Origin of the sequence: Pararhizobium sp. PWRC1-1 (genome assembly GCF_049897905.1) — a bacterium.
Classification (GTDB): Bacteria; Pseudomonadota; Alphaproteobacteria; order Rhizobiales; family Rhizobiaceae; genus Pararhizobium.
Genome location: NZ_JAFCXE010000010.1, coordinates 25,161 through 43,387 on the forward strand (window position 1 = coordinate 25,161; position 18,227 = coordinate 43,387).

19 protein-coding genes are annotated in these 18,227 nt (G+C 59.3%); 12 read left to right on the forward strand and 7 right to left on the reverse strand.

Features of this window, described 5'->3' with window-relative positions; translation table 11 throughout:
- The first annotated feature begins 92 nt into the window (after positions 1 to 92).
- From ACP7E0_RS16390 to ACP7E0_RS16400, 3 genes are read left to right on the forward strand one after another with little or no spacing between them, the layout of a single operon-like run.
- Positions 93 to 533, forward strand: coding sequence for a transporter (locus ACP7E0_RS16390; RefSeq protein ID WP_426126116.1), 441 nt, complete (start codon positions 93 to 95; stop codon positions 531 to 533).
- A complete protein-coding gene (locus tag ACP7E0_RS16395; RefSeq protein WP_426126117.1) occupies positions 530 to 1,540 on the forward strand; it encodes an NAD-dependent epimerase/dehydratase family protein in 1,011 nt (336 codons plus the stop codon). The genes ACP7E0_RS16390 and ACP7E0_RS16395 overlap by 4 nt, the downstream gene beginning before the upstream one ends.
- A gap of 17 nt (positions 1,541 to 1,557) precedes the next feature.
- Complete coding sequence (locus ACP7E0_RS16400) at positions 1,558 to 3,009, forward strand: aspartate aminotransferase family protein (protein ID WP_426126118.1); 1,452 nt, start codon at positions 1,558 to 1,560, stop codon at positions 3,007 to 3,009.
- Positions 3,010 to 3,102: 93 nt separating this feature from the next.
- Here the strand turns inward: ACP7E0_RS16400 and ACP7E0_RS16405 are convergent, their stop codons facing one another.
- On the reverse strand, positions 3,103 to 3,585 hold the full coding sequence (locus tag ACP7E0_RS16405) for a RidA family protein (RefSeq protein ID WP_426126119.1): 483 nt from the start codon (positions 3,583 to 3,585) through the stop codon (positions 3,103 to 3,105).
- Between the two features lie 193 nt (positions 3,586 to 3,778).
- Between ACP7E0_RS16405 and ACP7E0_RS16410 the strand changes: the two genes are divergently transcribed.
- Positions 3,779 to 4,474 (forward strand): TetR/AcrR family transcriptional regulator C-terminal domain-containing protein, encoded by a 696-nt coding sequence (locus ACP7E0_RS16410; protein WP_426126120.1) that lies wholly within the window; start codon positions 3,779 to 3,781, stop codon positions 4,472 to 4,474.
- Positions 4,475 to 4,549: 75 nt separating this feature from the next.
- Here the strand turns inward: ACP7E0_RS16410 and ACP7E0_RS16415 are convergent, their stop codons facing one another.
- The 3 genes from ACP7E0_RS16415 to ACP7E0_RS16425 form a co-directional block, all read right to left on the reverse strand.
- The gene (locus ACP7E0_RS16415; protein ID WP_426126121.1) at positions 4,550 to 5,098 is read right to left on the reverse strand and encodes an OmpA family protein; all 549 of its coding nucleotides are present in this window, start codon (positions 5,096 to 5,098) and stop codon (positions 4,550 to 4,552) included.
- Positions 5,099 to 5,301: 203 nt separating this feature from the next.
- Positions 5,302 to 5,895, reverse strand: a complete 594-nt coding sequence (locus tag ACP7E0_RS16420) for a YceI family protein (RefSeq protein ID WP_426126122.1) — start codon at positions 5,893 to 5,895, stop codon at positions 5,302 to 5,304.
- 64 nt (positions 5,896 to 5,959) lie between these two features.
- Positions 5,960 to 6,526, reverse strand: coding sequence for a cytochrome b (locus ACP7E0_RS16425; RefSeq protein WP_426126123.1), 567 nt, complete (start codon positions 6,524 to 6,526; stop codon positions 5,960 to 5,962).
- A gap of 206 nt (positions 6,527 to 6,732) precedes the next feature.
- Between ACP7E0_RS16425 and tpiA the strand changes: the two genes are divergently transcribed.
- From tpiA to ACP7E0_RS16440, 3 genes are all read left to right on the forward strand, one after another.
- Positions 6,733 to 7,503 (forward strand): triose-phosphate isomerase, encoded by a 771-nt coding sequence (tpiA, locus tag ACP7E0_RS16430; protein ID WP_426126124.1) that lies wholly within the window; start codon positions 6,733 to 6,735, stop codon positions 7,501 to 7,503.
- Positions 7,504 to 7,759: 256 nt separating this feature from the next.
- On the forward strand, positions 7,760 to 8,224 hold the full coding sequence (gene secG / locus ACP7E0_RS16435; protein WP_426126125.1) for a preprotein translocase subunit SecG: 465 nt from the start codon (positions 7,760 to 7,762) through the stop codon (positions 8,222 to 8,224).
- Positions 8,225 to 8,377: 153 nt separating this feature from the next.
- A complete protein-coding gene (locus ACP7E0_RS16440) occupies positions 8,378 to 10,006 on the forward strand; it encodes a CTP synthase (RefSeq protein ID WP_426126126.1) in 1,629 nt (542 codons plus the stop codon).
- 89 nt (positions 10,007 to 10,095) lie between these two features.
- Here the strand turns inward: ACP7E0_RS16440 and ACP7E0_RS16445 are convergent, their stop codons facing one another.
- On the reverse strand, positions 10,096 to 11,100 hold the full coding sequence (locus ACP7E0_RS16445) for a methyltransferase (protein ID WP_426126127.1): 1,005 nt from the start codon (positions 11,098 to 11,100) through the stop codon (positions 10,096 to 10,098).
- 227 nt (positions 11,101 to 11,327) lie between these two features.
- A complete protein-coding gene (locus ACP7E0_RS16450) occupies positions 11,328 to 11,726 on the reverse strand; it encodes a RidA family protein (protein ID WP_426126128.1) in 399 nt (132 codons plus the stop codon).
- A gap of 155 nt (positions 11,727 to 11,881) precedes the next feature.
- Here ACP7E0_RS16450 and ACP7E0_RS16455 point away from each other — a divergent pair, with 155 nt between their 5' ends.
- The 3 genes from ACP7E0_RS16455 to ACP7E0_RS16465 all read left to right on the forward strand — a co-directional run bounded on the left by ACP7E0_RS16455 (position 11,882) and on the right by ACP7E0_RS16465 (position 15,525).
- Entirely contained in the window at positions 11,882 to 12,475 is a 594-nt protein-coding gene (locus ACP7E0_RS16455; protein WP_426126129.1) for a TetR/AcrR family transcriptional regulator, read from the forward strand.
- A 655-nt stretch (positions 12,476 to 13,130) separates the two neighbouring features.
- Positions 13,131 to 14,834 (forward strand): glycoside hydrolase family 32 protein, encoded by a 1,704-nt coding sequence (locus ACP7E0_RS16460; protein WP_426126130.1) that lies wholly within the window; start codon positions 13,131 to 13,133, stop codon positions 14,832 to 14,834.
- A 118-nt stretch (positions 14,835 to 14,952) separates the two neighbouring features.
- Complete coding sequence (locus ACP7E0_RS16465) at positions 14,953 to 15,525, forward strand: transglycosylase SLT domain-containing protein (RefSeq protein WP_426126131.1); 573 nt, start codon at positions 14,953 to 14,955, stop codon at positions 15,523 to 15,525.
- A 10-nt stretch (positions 15,526 to 15,535) separates the two neighbouring features.
- Here the strand turns inward: ACP7E0_RS16465 and ACP7E0_RS16470 are convergent, their stop codons facing one another.
- Entirely contained in the window at positions 15,536 to 16,447 is a 912-nt protein-coding gene (locus tag ACP7E0_RS16470; RefSeq protein WP_426126132.1) for a LysR family transcriptional regulator, read from the reverse strand.
- Between the two features lie 139 nt (positions 16,448 to 16,586).
- Between ACP7E0_RS16470 and ACP7E0_RS16475 the strand changes: the two genes are divergently transcribed.
- Entirely contained in the window at positions 16,587 to 17,351 is a 765-nt protein-coding gene (locus ACP7E0_RS16475; protein WP_426126133.1) for an SDR family oxidoreductase, read from the forward strand.
- 38 nt (positions 17,352 to 17,389) lie between these two features.
- Positions 17,390 to 18,130 carry an SDR family oxidoreductase gene (locus tag ACP7E0_RS16480; protein ID WP_426126348.1) on the forward strand — a complete coding sequence of 247 codons (741 nt, stop codon included), beginning with the start codon at positions 17,390 to 17,392 and terminating at the stop codon, positions 18,128 to 18,130.
- Positions 18,131 to 18,227 lie beyond the last annotated feature (97 nt).

Sequence of the window (18,227 nt, forward strand, 5' to 3'; positions counted from 1 at the left end):
ATAGGAACAATTTGAATTAAATAAACGCCCGAATTTCACGGAATATACGCCTCTTGCGTGTAGGTATCCGGACGGGAACAGGGAACATCGACATGAAGTATATCGTATTCATTCTTTTCACCGTGATTACCAATGCTGCGGCACAAGTCATGCTAAAACAGGGCATGCTGTCGCTCGGACCGTTGAGCTTCACGGCTGATACTTTCATTGCCCGTATTTTCCAGGTGGTTTTCAACCCCTGGGTCTTCGCCGGACTTGCCACCTTCGTGATTTCGATGGTGTCGCATCTTTATGTCCTGTCGAAGGTGGAACTCTCCTTCGCCTATCCATTTCTCAGCCTTGCCTATGTGGCAGTGGCCGTCTTTGCCTATTTCGTCTTCCACGAGGATCTGAACGCCTGGCGCATCGCCGGCATTGGCTTCATCTGCGTCGGAACCATTCTCATTGCCCAATCCGGTATGTCTTCGCATGAAGACCAGCCATCGCTTGAAACCGCGGGCGCAAAAACAGCAAAAATCGGGAGTGCATCATGAAACATGTTATTTTCGGCGGTGACGGCTTCGTCGGCCGCCATCTCGCAGAACGTCTGGTCCAGGACGGTGAAGAGGTTCTCGTCGCCGACATCGCCAAGTCCGACCTGCCGCATTACGCCCGCGCCCGTTTCGTCCATTGCGATGTCACCAAGCCGGACGATGTGATGAACGTCGAGATTGGCCCGGACGACATGGTCTACAACATGGCGGCCAAGATGCTGTCGCCGCTGCAGGTGCGCGCCAAGCGCTGGGAGTTTTTCTGGCCGGTCAACTATTACGGCGCCGAAAACATCATGAAGGCGACGGCAAAGTCCGGCGCCAACCGGCTGGTGCAGTTCACCACCGACATGATCTATGGCCATACGATCATGTCGCCTCAGACAGAGGCGCATCCAGCCAAGCCGCTGGGTGAATATGGCAAGTCGAAATGGGCGACCGAGCAGCTCGCCGGCGAATGGCGCAAGCAGGGCATGAACATCTCGATTTTTCGCCCGCGCCTGATTATCGGCCCCGGCCGTCTCGGCATTCTGGAAAAGCTGTTCAAGCTGATCGACGCCAACCTGCCGGTGCCGATGATCGGTTCGGGCAAGAACCCGTACCAGTTCATTTCGGTGTTCGATTGCGCCGAGGCAGCGCGTCTTGCCTGGAAGGGTGGCGTGCCGAACGAGGCCTACAATCTCGGTTCCGACAATCCGCCGTCGGTGAAGAAGCTGCTCGGTGACCTGATCGTTCATGCCGGCTCGAAGTCGTTCTTGGTGCCGACGCCCGCCTTCGCGGTCAAGGCAACGCTCGCTGCGTTCGATTTCGTCAACCTGCCGATCATGGATCCGGAACAGTACCTGATCGCCGACGAGATGTGCATCCGCGAAACCGGCAAGCTGAAGAGCGAGCTTGGTTGGAAGGCGCAGTACAATGACGGCGCCATGCTGATCGCAGCCTATGACGAATACCGCGCCAAGAAAGCCGGTAAAGTTCTCGCACACACAACCGCCGTACCGGCCGAATGAACCAGGGGATCACGACAATGCTCGACAAAACGCAACGCGTCGCCATCGACGCGCCCGCCCTTGCTGGCGGCATCAAGAAGCCAGACCTCATCACCGTCGAACAGGCCAAGGCCATGAGCCTTGCCGACATGACGACCTTCTTCAAGGACCATGTGAACCCGGGTCAGCTTCATTTCATGAAGCTGCTTGGCTTCAACAAGGTGAAGGTCGAAAGTGCCGAGGGCATGTATTACACCGATCAGAACGGCCGCAAGATCCTCGATTTCTTCGGCGGTTTCGGTTCGCTCGCCTTCGGTCACAATCATCCCCGCATCCTTTCGGCGCGCAAAAAGTTCCAAGACGAAAACCGCCACGAGATTGCGATCGCCTTCCTGTCGCAATATGCTGCCGCCCTTGCCAAGAACCTCGCAACCATTGCGCCCGGCGATCTCGACATGGTCTTTCTCGGCTCGTCCGGTTCGGAAGCCATGGAGGCAGCCCTCAAGGTCGCCGAACGCGCCGCTGGCCCAAAACGTTCGCGTATCGTCTATGCCGAAAATTCCTTCCACGGCAAAACCAAGGGTGTCCTGTCGATCACCGACGGCCCTCTTTATCGCGGCGAATTCAAGCTGCTCGACAACAACGTCAAGGTGCCCTTCGGCGATATCGATGCGATCCGCAATGCGTTCGAGCGTGATCCGACCATCGGTGTTCTGGTTCTCGAAACCATCCAGGGCGGAGGCGGCATCGTGCAGGCATCGCCGGAATTCTGGCGCGAAGTGCGCGCGCTCTGCGACAAGCATGGCGTCATCTGGGTTGCCGACGAGGTTCAGTGCGGCATGGGCCGTTCCGGCCGCTTCTTCGCCTTCGAACATGCCGGTGTCGTTCCGGATGTGACGGCGCTCGCCAAGTCGCTCGGCGGCGGCAAGTCCGCCATGGCGGCGATGATAGCCAGGCGTGAGGTCTACATGAAGGCCTATGGCACCAAGGCAACGGCGCTGATCCACGCGCATGCCACGTTTGGCGGCATCGGCGAGGCCTGCATTACCGCGATCGAAGGCCTCAACATCATGTATGATGAGGACCTGATCGAAAACGCTGCGGTTCAGGGCGAATACCTGCTTGAGCGGCTGAATACGCTGAAGGCGAAATATCCGAAGATCATCAAGGATGTTCGCGGCCAGGGGCTGATGGTCGGCCTGGAATTCCAGGATTTCAGCCAGACCCTGCCGATGGTCCTGCGTCCGGTCGTTGCCGTTTTGGACGACAAGCTGAAGGGATCGCTGTCCGGCTTCATCGGCGCGCTGCTTCTGCGCGACTACGACACGCTGATTGCCTTCACCGAATACAATCGCAACGTCATCCGGCTCGAGCCGCCGCTGATCTGCGAACGCCAGCATGTCGACCAGTTCGTCGATGCGCTCGATGCCCTGCTTGGCCGCGGCATCATCCGCATCGTCAAGGATTTCGTCGGCAGCCAGATCGGCTGATCGTCCAAGGAAATATAAAATTGCGAGCGCGCGGCTATCAGCTGCGCGCTCGACCCATTTCAATTCGAGCGATCGGTCAACAGTGCCGCACCGCTAGTCAAGCATGACCACGGCTTCGACCTCAAAGAGCATGGGGTCAATTGCAAGCTTGGGGACGGGGATCAACGTCTGCGCCGGCAGCGCCGCGCCGAACATGTCCTTGACGTTGCTGGTCAACACTTCAAGCTTGGACATATCGTGATCGACCACAAAGACCGTGAGCTTGGCGACCTGATCCGGCCGTGCACCGAGCGCCTCAAGCGCCGTGTGCAAATTTGCATAGGCCTGCTTAACCTGGACAGCAAAGTCAGGCGACAGGGCGCCCGTGCCGTCTTGGCCGCCCTGTCCGGAGATGTAAGCTATCCGGCCTTCGCGGGGCACGATCACCGCCGTGCTGTAGCCATTCGGCGTCGGGTCGTAGAGGTTTTTAGGGTTGACGATGGTCAGCTTGAGATCATTCGCTGACGTCGCCGTGGGAACGCCCATGGTCATGATGATTAGCCCTCCGATAAGCAGATGCTTGATTGCGCGTAACATGATTTTTCTCTTGGCTCTGCGGACTGCGAGCAACGTACCCTCGCTGCCTGCAGGATTGAATTTTAAAGCACCGTCGATTGACTCGTACGTTGTACGATAAAATTGCATCGTACAACGTACGAGTCAATCGTTCAGGATCGACATATGGTGTATTGTCGGCTTACATCGCCGTTCTGATCAGCGAGGAAGACGGATGGCAGGCAAACGAAGCGGCGCGCTGAGCAAACGGTCTCAGCGGATAGATGCGTCACTCCAGCCCGTGCAGGAGCCGCGCAGTGAACCGCCTCTCTCGCTGGAACGGATCGTGGCGACCGCTGTAGAATTGCTGGACGCCGATGGGATCGACGGATTGAAGATGCGCCGGCTGGCCGACCGCCTCGGTGCGGGCGCGATGAGCCTGTATTGGCACGTCGCGAACAAAGAGGAAGTCTTTGATCTGGCCCTCAACGCGGTGCTCGAATATCGCGGATTTGTGCAAACCGCTGAAACTCACGACTGGCGCGGAGAAGCCGTTCATATGCTCGAAGACTGGCGCGCCAACATGTTGCGCCATCCCTGGTCGGCGTCGCTGCTACCGCGACGGGCGCTTGGCCCAAACATCCTCAGTCGGTTGGAACTGCTGAGCAAGACCTTGTCGAGAGCCGGTGTCGCGGACGCGGATCTGAACGTCGCGATATGGTCGCTCTGGAATTATGTGATCGGCGCGACCATCACCTGGGCGAGCTTCGACCTCACGGAAGAAGACAGGGCTGCCGGGCAAGAGCGCCTGGCACGTCTCAGCGAACACTACCCGACGATCGAACGCTCTCGTCTGCTGTTGGACAACGACTGGGATGGCGTTTTCAGAAAAGGCCTCGACTTCCTGCTGGATGGCCTCGTTCCAACCTGAGGCTGCGGCAGCGCCGGTCTCAAACCGGCAGCCGCGAACGAATTCCTGCTTTCGCCGTCTTTCCGGGCTGAAATGTCATTTCAGCGTCGAAATCTCGACCCGGCGATTGCGTCCATCCTCAGGGTCCGCCGGGAAGAGCAGGGCGGTTTCGCCGAACGCCCGCAAAACCAGCCGTCGCGGGTCTATCTTGTAATGTGCCAGCAGATATTGCGTCGTCGATGCAGCGCGCGCGCGGCTGAGGTCGAGGTTCTCACTGTCGTTGCCGGTCGCATCCGTATGGCCGCCGATCAGGAACCGGTAGGATACAAGATCGCTGGATTGCAGCGCCATGCCGACGTTGTCGAGCAGGCGTTGCGCCTGCGGTGTGAGTTCGGCCGAGCCGAAGTGAAAGTTGACCGCAAGATTGACCGTTGCCGCAAGCTTGTCGCCATAGCTGTTGACCAGTTCCAGATCCTTGGCGCCGATGATTTTCAACCCGCGGGTCTTTTCCTTCTGCACCAGCACGGGATTGAGCGAGCGCACCAGGAGATCCGGTGTTGCCGTGGTCAATATTTCCTGCGCGCTGGCGGCTGCAGGAAGCAGGCCAAGACTTAAAACCAGAGTTTTGAGAAAAACATACCGCATCTGTCCGCCCCGGATCCCCAGGCCATGAAATAAGTGAAGAATGAGCGATGTCTGCGAAGAGTAAGAGTGCATTTATAGGCCGTCAATTCCCAAACGGGGAGTGACGGTTTCAATATATCATGGCTCTGAATCGGGCAGCTGACATGTTCCCGCAGGAACAGTGTGCAGGTTTGTAAGAATGCAGCGTGCGAGAATTGCAAAGGCTAGTGTTTTTGCCCGTTCACCATCATGTCGAACTGCACGATGTTCGAGTAGATCGGTATGCCGACCGACATGTTGTAGCGGGTACGATAGACGCCGCCCTGGATGCGAAAGCCGATGACGCGCCGGTTACACTTGGTCAGCGTCGCGTCGAAATGTTCGGTTCTTGTCGTGCCCTTGGCCGTCAGATTGCCTTCGATCTCTGCTGTGTCCTCACCGGTGCGGGTAATCTTCGTCGAGCGAAAGACGATTTTCGGATAGTTCGCGGTATCGAACACGGCGGTGGAGCGCAGGAAGCTCTCGATGCGCGGCTCGCCGGTCTGAACGGTTTCCGGAAAGAGTGCAAATTCCACCACGGATTTGCCGATATCGCTGCTATCCAGCTGGAACGTTCCGGAGAATTTTGTGAACTTGCCGGAAATGCCACCACCGCCCACCTGGCCGACTTTGAAATTGATCTGCGAGGACCCATCGATGTCGTAGCGTCCGGCTGCGTCATCCAGCGTCGGCGCCTTGGCTTCGGACGCAGATACCTGCAGAGCCAATCCTGCGAGCGCCGTTAATGCAATGGTGATTGTCGTCAAACGTGCGGACATTGATGCAGTCCTTCCCGATGTCTGGTTTGCGCTGTGTAAGACGCAAGATGCCGCTGGAATATTCCTAGCCGTCCCGCCACTTGTTGCGCAGCATGCGAACAAGCACCGCGTCACGGCGGATGAAATGGTGGTGGACGGCTGCGCCGGCATGCAGCAGCACAAGTCCTGCAAGGCTATAGGCGAGAACCGCATGGGTCGTTGTCCACAAGGCCTCAGCGACGGCGGATTTCTCCAACGGCAGATGCGGGATGACAACGAGATTGAAATAGAAGCTCGGAATATCCAGCGTCGAGGCCGAGGCGAGCGCCCAGCCGGTCACTGGCACCGCCAGCGTCAGGCAGAGAAGCAGGATGTGCACGGCAAAGCTTGCACGTCTTTCCCGCGCAGAGAGCCCGGCAACAGCCGCCGGATGTCTGCCCGCCAGCCACCAGAGGATCCGGATGACGCAAAGGCCAAGGGCCGTGAACCCGAAGGACTTGTGCCACTGGAAGAGGTCGAATTGCAGCACCGGGTCGATGTCCGGCCGGGTCATGATATAGCCGAGCGCCAAGAGCCCGCCGATTAGAATGGCAATCGTCCAGTGAAGGAGAATGGTCACCCACCCAAACGCGTCCGGCCCGTTGCGCAGCATTCCTGATCTCCAACTTTAAAAAGTTTTGTCGAACCATCGCTCTTTCGCGGGGTGCCCACAAGCCGTCCGCCCTTCACGGTTTCGATACCGGATCCTGGAAGACCGGCCGCAGCGCGGCTACCCCTGTTTGCCGGTGTGCTTTTCTTTGCCCGGCTTATTTGCTAGGGCCTTTGCCGGGAAAAGGACAATACCCTTAAGGAGACGACATGACGCCCGACGTAAAGCCCCTGGTTGCCGGAAACTGGAAAATGAATGGTCTGCGGGCGTCGCTCGATCAGATCAAGGCGATGGCGGAAGGCGTCAAGGGAAACCTGTCGGCAAAGGTCGAAACGCTGATCTGCCCCCCGGCGACGCTGCTTTATGTGGCAACGGCGCTCTGCGACGACAGCCCGCTTTTGATCGGCGGGCAGGATTGCCACGAAAAGGTTTCGGGCGCCCATACCGGCGATATCTCCGCCGAAATGATCGCCGATTGCTTCGGCACCCACGTGATCGTCGGCCATTCCGAGCGCCGCACCGATCACAAGGAAACCGACGCTTTGGTGCGTGCCAAGGCCGAAGCTGCCTATGCTGCCGATCTCATCGCCATCATCTGCATCGGCGAGACGGGTGACGAGCGCAAGGGTGGCCAGACGCTGGACGTCTTGAAGCGCCAGCTGGCGGGTTCCATTCCGGACAGCGCCACCGCGGAAAACACCGTCATCGCCTATGAGCCCGTCTGGGCGATCGGCACCGGCCTGACGCCGACGGCAGCCGACGTCGAGGAAGCCCACGCTTTCCAGCGGTCCGAGCTCGTTGCACGTTTCGGCCCGGCCGGCGCCAAGATGCGCATCCTCTACGGCGGCTCGGTCAAGCCCGGCAATGCCAAGGAACTGATGGGTGTCGCCAATGTCGATGGTGCCTTGATCGGCGGCGCAAGCTTGAAAGCCGACGACTTCCTCGCCATTTACCGGGCGTATGAAGAATTGACGGTTTGATGCCGGCGGACTGGCGATAAGCCATCCTTTGGGCTTCTGTCCGCCGATCCTTGGTATTAAGGCGGGCAGGGGCTTTTAATGCGCGGTGGCTTGGTATATGCAGCCGCCAACACTAATCTTTGCCGCGTGGAGCGGACGCTGAAACTTGCGTTGCAATTTCAATGTATCTCCCATGCCGGACGATCACTCGATCGCGTGTCTGTTCTCTGGCTTTCTCAAGCCGGACGGAACGTGATCTAAGGCAGGACTGGACAAAATGCAGACCGTATTGCTTGTCATCTATCTCATGGTTGTGCTGGCGCTGATCGGCGTCGTGCTCATTCAGCGCTCCGAAGGCGGCGGTCTCGGCATCGGCGGCGGCTCGGGCTTCATGTCCGCGCGCGGCACGGCCAATGCGCTGACCCGCACCACTGCAATCCTTGCAGCTTTGTTTTTCGTGCTGGCGCTCGGCATGGGCATTCTCGCCCGTTACCAGCCGAACGCGACCGACGTTCTCGATCGTATCCCGGGCACGACCAACAACGGCAAGGGCGTGCTTGATTCGCTCGGCGGCGGCACGACACCGCCGGCTGGCGAGACGCCTGCCCAGACACCGGCACAGTCCGGAGCCAACACCCAGACGCCTGCGACCACCACGCAGACGCCGGCTACGACCCAGACACCTGCGACGACCGAAACAAAGCCGGCGACATCCGGTTCGGAAGTCCCAAGCGGCCAGTAAGGCTCAAGGCAGATATAATCGCCGGCGGAAGCCAGTCTTCCGCCGGTTTTCTTTTGTTTGAATTTTGCCACCTGAACCTTTTGAACGGAAAAATTCTGAAAGATGAATTTTTCGGTGGCGGAATCATTTTTGAAACGGTATCCGGTGAAGCCCATGGCGCGATATGTATTCATCACTGGCGGCGTGGTTTCTTCCCTTGGCAAAGGGATCGCCGCAGCTGCTCTCGGAGCGTTGCTGCAGGCTCGGGGTTACCGGGTGCGGCTTCGCAAACTTGACCCCTATCTCAACGTCGATCCGGGCACCATGAGCCCAACGCAGCACGGCGAAGTGTTCGTGACCGACGACGGCGCGGAAACCGACCTCGATCTCGGTCACTACGAGCGCTTTACCGGCCGCTCGGCGACCAAGACCGACAACATCACCACCGGCCGCATCTACAAGAACATTATCGACAAGGAACGCCGCGGCGATTACCTCGGCGCCACCGTCCAGGTCATTCCGCACGTCACCAACGAGATCAAGAATTTCGTCACCGAAGGCAATGACGATTTCGATTTCGTCATCTGCGAAATCGGCGGCACGGTCGGCGATATCGAGGCGATGCCGTTCATGGAGGCGATCCGCCAGCTGAAGAACGATCTTCCGCGCGGCACCGCGATCTATCTCCACCTGACGCTGATGCCTTACATCGCAGCGGCAGGCGAGCTGAAGACCAAGCCGACCCAGCATTCCGTCAAGGAACTGCAGGCGCTCGGCATTCATCCCGATATCCTGCTTGTGCGCGCCGACCGCGAAATCCCGGAAGCCGAACGCCGCAAGCTATCGCTGTTCTGCAACGTCCGCCCGTCTGCCGTCATCCAGGCGCTGGATGTCGCGTCGATCTACGACGTGCCGATCGCCTATCACAACGAGGGCCTCGACAACGAGGTCCTGGCCGCCTTCGGCATCGAGCCGGCACCGGCGCCACGCATCGAAAACTGGCTTGAAGTCGCCAACCGCATCCGCACCCCGGAAGGCGAGGTGACCATCGCCATCGTCGGCAAGTACACCGGCCTCAAGGATGCCTACAAGTCGCTGATCGAGGCGCTCTATCACGGCGGCATCGCCAACCGGATCAAGGTCAAGCTCGAGTGGATCGAGTCGGAAGTCTTCGAAAAGGAAGACCCGTCGCCCTATCTCGAAAAGGTCAACGGCATCCTCGTTCCCGGCGGTTTTGGCGAGCGCGGCTCCGAAGGCAAGATCCAGGCGGTGCGCTTTGCCCGCGAGCGCAAGGTGCCCTATTTCGGCATCTGCTTCGGCATGCAGATGGCGGTCGTTGAGGCGGCCCGCAATCTCGCCGGCATCGAAAAGGCCTCGTCGACCGAATTCGGCAAGACCGAAGAGCCCGTCGTCGGCCTGATGACCGAATGGGTCAAGGGCAATGCACTGGAGAAGCGCGCTGCGTCGGGCGATCTCGGCGGCACCATGCGTCTTGGCGCTTACAAAGCCAGCCTCAAGAAGGGCACCAAGATCGCCGATATCTACGGCTCGACCGAAATTTCCGAGCGTCACCGTCACCGCTATGAGGTCAATGTCGATTACAAGGATCGCCTGGAAGCCTGCGGCCTGGAATTCTCCGGCATGTCGCCGGATGGCGTCCTGCCGGAAACCGTCGAATACCCGGATCACCCGTGGTTCATTGGCGTCCAGTATCACCCGGAACTGAAAAGCCGCCCGCTCGACCCGCACCCGCTCTTCGCCAGCTTCATCGAAGCAGCCGTCGAGCAGAGCCGTCTGGTCTGACGAGATGCGGCGTTAGCCGCTGACTCACCATGAGTTCAGGATACCTAAACCGCTCGCAACACGCCGTTGTGGGCGGTTTTTACTTATAGCTAGGGTTTCCTTGCGGAGATCAACTGGCTTCCCGACGGCATCGCATCGAATGCAATGTCGACGAAGCCCGCCTCCGACAGCCAGTCGCGGTATTCGCGTCGCGTATACGACGCGCCTTCCGGGTACAGGTTCATGAAGGTCAAGTCGTAGAAGACGGCCTCCGACGGTGACACCCGGTCATCGTTGAGAATGCCGACGCCGCTGATCAATAGTCTTCCGCCTGAATTGAGGCTGGCATAGGTGTTGCGAATGGTTTTGGCGGCGTCCTCGCGCGACAGCACCTGGATCACCGCCTTGAGAATAGCGAGGTCGTGGGTGATGCTTGACGGTGCCTCCACGATGCTGCCGGCCTCGAATCGCAATCCTTCGGCCAATGGCTCGTCTGCCAGGAGTGTCTTTGCAAGCATGATGTTCGCCGGCAGTTCGAGCAGGGTCACCTGAAGGTCCGGCTTGGTCTCGCGCAGTCCGATGAGGGAATGGCCTGGCCCGCCACCGATGTCGATGGCGGAGTGCACACCTTCGAAGTCGATCATGTCCGCCAGCCGGCGTCCGAAGGACAATGCACTCGGCGCCGTTCCGCGGAAGAATGCCAGCGATGCCTCGGGATCGGACGTGGCGAAATCATGTTTCGCGGCAGGACGCCCCTCGCGAATGGATGTGGCGGTCAGCAGGTCGGCGCGCCAGAGTTCATCGAAAAGCTGGTGCTCCTCGCCGATATAGCCGGGTTTTCCCTGGACAAGATACGTCGCCGCCTCCGGACCATTGCAAAAACCGGTGTCGTGGATTTCCAGCAGACCCGCCGAAACCAGCGCGTAAAGCAATCGTTCGAGGCGGCGCGGATCTACATTCAGGGCACCGGCCACTTCAGCCCCCGTGAGGGTAGTGTTTCCAAGTGCGGTAAACACGCCGAGCATCACGCCGGCATGCATGGCGAATGCTGGAGCGATGGACGCCTGAAGCGATTGGATGAGAGTGGGTTCCGGAATCGCACTCTCCGACGCCATCGCAAATACCCTCGACTGAAGAAAACTCTGACAACTTTATTGGTAGGCAATGGCTCTGTCGAGCGGTTGTTCGGTGGAGGGCGAGCTCAATCCCGCCTCGACTGGCGAGCATTTGTAGCTGCGAAAATCGCCCGAAAAAGTCAGACTTCTGCGGGCGATTTGCGGCAGACACGTCCTGATTACAATCAATTGCTGTTTGGCGCGACAGCTAGGTTGCCGCGAAAAAATTATGCATCGGAAGGGATGCGCGCGATGACCTTGATCTCGAAATCGAAGCCGGCGAGCCAATTGACACCGATTGCGGTCCAGTTCGGGTAAGGTGGCTGGCTGAAAACCTGTTGCTTGACGGTCATGATGGTTGGGAACTGGTTTTCGGGGTCCGTGTGGAACGACGTCACATCCACGATATCGTCGAACGTGCAGCCGGCGGCGCCCAGCGTGGCCTCAAGGTTTTCGAAGGCCAGCCGGACCTGTTGTTCAAAATCGGGTTCCGGCGTTCCATCGGCACGGCTGCCGACCTGCCCGGACACGAATAGGAGGTCGCCGGATCGAATGGCAGCCGAATAGCCATGCTCCTCGTAGAGAGCATGTCTGTTTGGGGGGAAGATTGCTTGGCGCTGGGTCATTTTCATCTCTCGCAATTGTCGGGGGGCCGTATCAGGTGAGCGGAGCTTTATGCTTCACAGGTCACGTCATTTGGTATACGGTTCGTATATGAAATAGCAGCATGCACCCCGCATGTCAATTTAATATACGAACCGTATATGAATTTGAGGATACGATGGTGAACCGGCGCGTCGAGATGATGCAAGAAAACCGCGTCAAGCTGATTGCGGCCGCACGCAGGGCCTTTGCCGAAAAGGGATATTCGGCCGCGTCAATGGACGATTTGACCGCTGAAGTCGGTCTGACACGGGGTGCCCTCTATCACAATTTCGGGGATAAACGCGGGCTTCTGGCGGCGGTTGTCGATCAGATCGATTCTGAAATGGCGTCGCGCGCGCAACAGATCGGGGCAGGGGCAGGAGACGACTGGCAGTGCCTGCTGGCTGAGGGTGCGGCCTATATCGAGATGGCGCTGGATCCTGAAGTCCAACGCATCGTTTTGCGCGATGGACCTGCGGTATTGGGTGACCCGTCGCAATGGCCGAGCCAAAGCAGTTGTCTGCAGGCGACCAGGCGAACGGTCGAGCGCTTGATATCACAAGGAATTCTCAAACCGGTCGATGCCGAAGCCGCCGCCCGCCTCCTCAGCGGGGCAGCACTCAATGCTGCGCTCTGGATCGCTGCCAGTGACGATCCGCAGGATGTGCTGCCCAAAGCTGTCGAGGCATTCCAGTCCCTGGCCACAGGTCTTCTTGCGAGGCTCGCATAAACGGTTTTTGCCCGCTCCAGTGCCAAGCCAACGCCCCACCTCAAAAAAATCATCCCCCAAAATCCCCGCCCAAAAAAACCGTGCCATGATCATGGCGTTCTGTCACGGATGCACCGCAAGACGTTTGCGGCGAGGCAGGGCTGGCGCTCCACGCAAAGCCTCGTGGTCTCCGATGAGGAGGCTGCGAACGTCAGGCGGACCGGAAGGAGAGCCCCCGGAAAATGGATTCCCCCTGTCCTTCTGGGGCGGGTGTGCCTGTGTGGCACGCATGCCGGGATGAGAAGCGTGGCGTACCGGAACCGTGATGCTGAATGCCGGGCCGGAACCCTATGTCGCGATCATCGTCCCGGGTCAGAGAATCCGCAGTCGGGGTCTGTAGGGAGGAAAGCTCCCGAGAGAACGCCAAACGGGGCGCTGGAAGGCGTCAAACATATTTACTCATTAGAGGCGGTTTCCAGTGCCCCGTCCGATTGAGTGCATGTTTTTCAAAACCACGGCGGACACCGCGCGGGGATGCTTTTTGCCGTCTTGCGCGTCGGATCGTCGTCTTTACATCCGGCGATCAGGCACTAGGTCGCAAGGATGGCTTTGAGAAAGGCGCGCATCGTTTCCTCGTTCGGAAGGCGGCTCTGCGCTTGAGGAAAGGAATTCAGAAATGGCGGATGCCGTCGTCACAGAAACACTTAAAGTCTTGCAGGCCGACGTCCCGCTCAGCGCGACGCTGCATGTCTGGCTGAAGGCATTGACGCCGGATGCGCCGGGGACGATGGCGTTTGTGCTCGGCGGTGACAAGATCGGCGAGGTCTCCGTCAGCAATGCCGAGGAATATGTCTTCCGCACCTTCGTCGCCACCAGCGGCGGCGCGCTCTCCTGCATCTATGATACGGCGACAACAGCCGTCTCCGTCGCCTATTTTTTCAATGCGGCCGAAGTGGTCGAAAAGGGCATCACGGTGATGCACACCAGTGCCGCCAATGCGCCGGCCCCCGTGCCGCACGGCTATCATTTCCGCCCGCCCTTCGGCTGGATGAACGATCCCAACGGTTTTGGCCGTTTTGCCGGCCGTCCGCATCTGTTCTACCAGCATTATTCCCATGGCCTTCGCTGGAACACCATGCACTGGGGGCATGCGGTGTCCGAAGATTACATCCATTGGCATCACATGCCGATCTTCCTGTTTCCCTCCGAAGACCTGACGGCCCGGCCGGACCGGCGGGGCGGGGCCTTTTCCGGTTCCGCCATCCCGATCGATAACGAGGGCGGTATCCGCGTCTTCTTCACCGAACAGATCATCGACCGTACACCCGAAACCCAGGTGCAACTTACCGCCACCTCGCACAACATCATCACTGCCAGCGAGGCGCATGTCATTCTGCCCAATCGCCCGGCGGGCCTCGGCCTGACGCTCGATTTTCGCGACCCTTACGTGGTCAAGGGGCCGGACGGGCTGTGGAAAATGGTGCTCGGCAGCCTCAGCCAGCAGGGTGGCGTTATTCTTCTCTATGAAACCGATGATCCCACCGCCGCCGATGGCTGGCGCTTCGTCGGTACTCTGTTGTTGGAAGGACGATTTGGCACCGCGGTGATCGAATGCCCCTGCCTGTTGCCGCTCGATGGCCCGGCGGATGATCCGAGGACACATTGGGGGCTGATCTACGGCCTGATGAATAGCACTCATGCCGATACCGGCCGCAAGAACCTGACATTGATTGCGGTTGGACATTTCGACGGGGTTCGCTTCTTGACGGATTTCGAGCAGGAACTCGACTTCGGTACCGACAATTACGCCTTTCAGGCCTTCGTCGACGAGGGCATGCCGGTCGGCATCGGCTGGCTCGCCAATTGGGCGGATGTCTCCCACACGATCGATTTTCCAACCGCGATGACGCTGCCTCGAAACTTGCGTCTTCAGGACGGCGCAGTCCTGACGCCGCCGGTCGCAGCCATCGACAGCCTGCGCCATGGCGTGATCGACGAGACCAGGCTTGCAACCGGCGAAACCGTCTGGTTCGAAACCGGCGCAGTCGAAATCCTGGTGGAACTATCCTGGCCCGGCGCACCCTTTGTTCTTCATTTCGATCATCCGGATGTCGATCTGGCGCTGCAGCTTGATGCGGAGGGATTGTCCATCCTTTACGCTCTGCCGGGCGTCGTCACCGAGCCACGCTATATCGCGCGCGGGGCTCGCCCTTCCAGCCTGCGGATTTTTCTCGATGCAGGTTCGATCGAGGTCTTTGCCGATCACGGCCGCTGGGCGGGGACAAAGCGCATAGAAGGCTTCGAGCCTGTCCGCGCGGTGCGGCTTGATGCGGCCGAGGGTTACGTTACATCAGGCCGCATCTTTGCACTGAAATTGTAGGTTTTTTACTGCCGGACGGACTTAAGGACCGGGGTTATGCGGCGTCCCGATTTATCTAAAAACGTCTCTTTAACGTTTACCGGTTAGTAATCTCTCTGAAAGTGAGAGATCTCAAGCGATGCGTATTGCGTTTATCGTCGCCCTTCTGCTGCTGGCCGGCTGTGCGAGTGCACCCCGGGATACCCGGAATGCCTGCGCGATTTTTGATCAGCGCGATGGCTGGCTGGACAACTGGCAGCGCGCGGCAAACCATGCCGAGCGTCAATACGGCATCCCCGTGCATATCCTGATGGCGACGATCTACACCGAATCCGGTTTTCGCCCGAATGCCCGGCCACCCCGCACCAAACTGTTTGGCTTCATCCCCTGGAAACGCCAATCGACCGCCTACGGTTTCTCGCAGGCGCTGAACGGTACGTGGTCGGAATACAAGCAATCGACCGGCAACCTGCTGGCGCGGCGGACAAAGTTTTCCGACGCGATCCACTTCGCCGCCTGGTACCACAATAAGAACAGCAGAAAGAACGGCATCGCCCGCAACGACGCCTACAATCTCTATCTGGCTTACTACCTCGGCGATGCCGGCTACAGAAAGGGCGGCTGGCGCGGCAATACCCAACTGCAGAAAGCCGCCCAGCGCTCGGCAAACATCGCGAACGCTTATGCCAAGCAGTTGCGCTCCTGCGACTGATCCGAATTTCTCATTTTGAAAATGCCGGATCCCAATAGGGCGGGCTGCCGAACGCGGCCCGCAGATTATCGGCCAGCGCCCTGAGTTTCACTGACGGCCGCCGTCCTTCCGGATGGGCGATGTGAATATATTCAAGCTCCGGTTGCACGCCGATATCGATCGTCTCGAGCTCGCCCGCTGCAACCTGCGCACCGACGATAAACATCGGAATGAGTGCAATGCCGAGGCCGGCGATCGCGGCATCGCGCAGCATGTCGCCATTGTTGAGGCCAAGGCCCATCTTGCCACGCACGATGACCGTGCCGCCGATGCTGGGAAAGCGCCAGTCGGCAACGCCGCGGTTGGTATAGAAGATGCCGCGATGCTGCTCGAGTTCCTCGATGGATGTCGGTTTGCCATTCCCCCTGAGATAGGCGGGCGAGGCGACCAGCACGCGCCGGCTCGGCGCCAACCGCCAGGCCATCAGCCGGGAATCGGCGATCGGCCCGTTGCGCACCACGGCGTCGTAGCCGTCGGCTGCCGCATCGACACGCCGGTCATCCAGATCGAGCGTCAATTGCAGATCGGGGTGCTCGGCCAGAAACGGATAGAGCGCCGGGCCGAGATGCATGCGGCCGAAGGTGACCGGTGCGGAAATGCGCAAGGGGCCGGAGATCGTGCCGCGCCGTTCGGCCATGTCCGATGTCGCGTCCTCGATCTCCTGGACAATACGGTGGGCGCGCTCAAGAAAAGCTGTACCATCCTCGGTCAGGGTCAGCTTGCGGGTGGTGCGGTGCAGCAGTCCGGCACCAAGGCTGCGCTCCAGTTCGGCAAGCCGTTCGCTGACGACGGATTTCGATAGCCGAAGCCGCCGCGCCGCCTCGCTGATCGACCCGCTTTCGGCAACGGCAACAAAACTGGTTATACCGTCGAGCTTCATCATCGTTCGGTTTTTCCGGATACGAGTTCCCCAATTTGCAGACTAATCCGAACGCTGGAATAAAGCCATATTCGCCTCAAGCAAACGGCATGAAGGGACAGCCACACGCCGTCTCAACCGCTCTGCCAAAGAGGAAAAGATCATGGAACGCCTATCCAACAAAGTTGCAATCGTCACCGGTGCCAGCGCCGGCATCGGCCGCGCTACGGCCAAACTGTTCGCAGCAGAAGGTGCAAAACTCGTCGTCGGCGCCCGCCGCCAGAGCGAACTCGATGAACTTGTTGCCGAGATCAAGGCTGAGGGCGGCGACGCCGTCGCCCTTGCCGGTGACGTCCGCTCGGAAGATTATGCCAAGGCGCTAGTCGCCCTTGCCGTCGAAACATACGGCCGCCTCGATGTCGCTTTCAACAATGCCGGAACGCTTGGCGAAGCCGGTCCTTCCACCGGTGTTTCCGAGCAAGGCTGGAACGATGCGATTGCCATCAACCTGACCGGTTCGTTTCTCGGTGCCAAGCACCAGATCGCCGAGATGGTCAAGCATGGCGCAGGCTCGGTGATCTTCACCTCGACCTTCGTCGGCTACAGCTTCGCCTTTCCCGGTGTGGCGGCCTACGCTGCCTCGAAGGCTGGCCTGATCGGCCTGACCCAGGCACTGGCCGCCGAATTCGGTCCGCAGGGCGTGCGTGTCAATGCCATCTTGCCCGGTGCTGTCGATACGGACATGTATCGCGAGATGAACAACACGCCAGAATCGCAGTCCTTCATCACCAACCTGCATGCCCTAAAGCGTGTAGCGGCACCCGAAGAGCTTGCCCGCTCAGTGCTATATCTCGCGTCCGATGATGCAGCCTTCGTCACTGGTACTGCCTCGCTCGTCGATGGCGGCGCCTCGATTACCCGCACCTGAACCTAAATGGCCGAACCGCCAACAGAAGGAATTTCACCATATCACGCTTGCAGAACAAGACAGCGCTGATCACCGGTGGTACCAGCGGCATCGGCCTTGAAACGGCCCGCCAGTTCATCGCCGAGGGTGCCCGCGTCGCGGTCACCGGCACCAATCCGGCCAATATTGAAACGGCCCGTGCCGAGCTTGGCGACAAGGTTCTTTTCATTCAGTCCAATGCCGGCGATATCGCCGGTCAGAAGGATGTTGCCGAAACCGTAAAGGCTGCCTTCGGCCATCTCGATATCCTGTTCGTCAATGCCGGTATCGCCGAGTTCGGTCCGGTCGAGCAATGGAGCGAGGAAGCGTTCGACCGGTCCGTTGCTATCAACGTCAAAGGCCCGTTCTTTCTGGTCCAGGCGCTGTTGCCAATCCTGGCCAACCCCGCTTCGATCGTGCTGAACACCTCGATCAACGCCCATATCGGCATGCCGAATACCAGCATCTACGCTCTAACCAAGGGCGCGCTGCTGACACTTGCAAAGACATTGTCGGGCGAGCTGATTGGCCGGGGCATTCGCGTCAACGCCGTCAGCCCCGGACCGATCACGACGCCGCTCTATGGCAAGCTCGGTATGTCGGATGCCGACACCAAGGCGATGGCAGCTGCGAAAATTCCGGCGGGGCGGTTCGGTCATCCGAGCGAAGTCGCAAAAGCGGTGGTTTTTCTAGCCTCCGGCGAATCTCCCTACACGGTTGGTAGCGAGCTGGTCATCGATGGCGGCATGAGCAATCTCTGATCGATCCCAGCCAAAGGCCCGGCACCCAGCGCCGGGCCTCTGCATTTGACAAGTGCCGCCGTCCATTTTCCCCGCCGGTCCAAATTTTCTTGAAAAT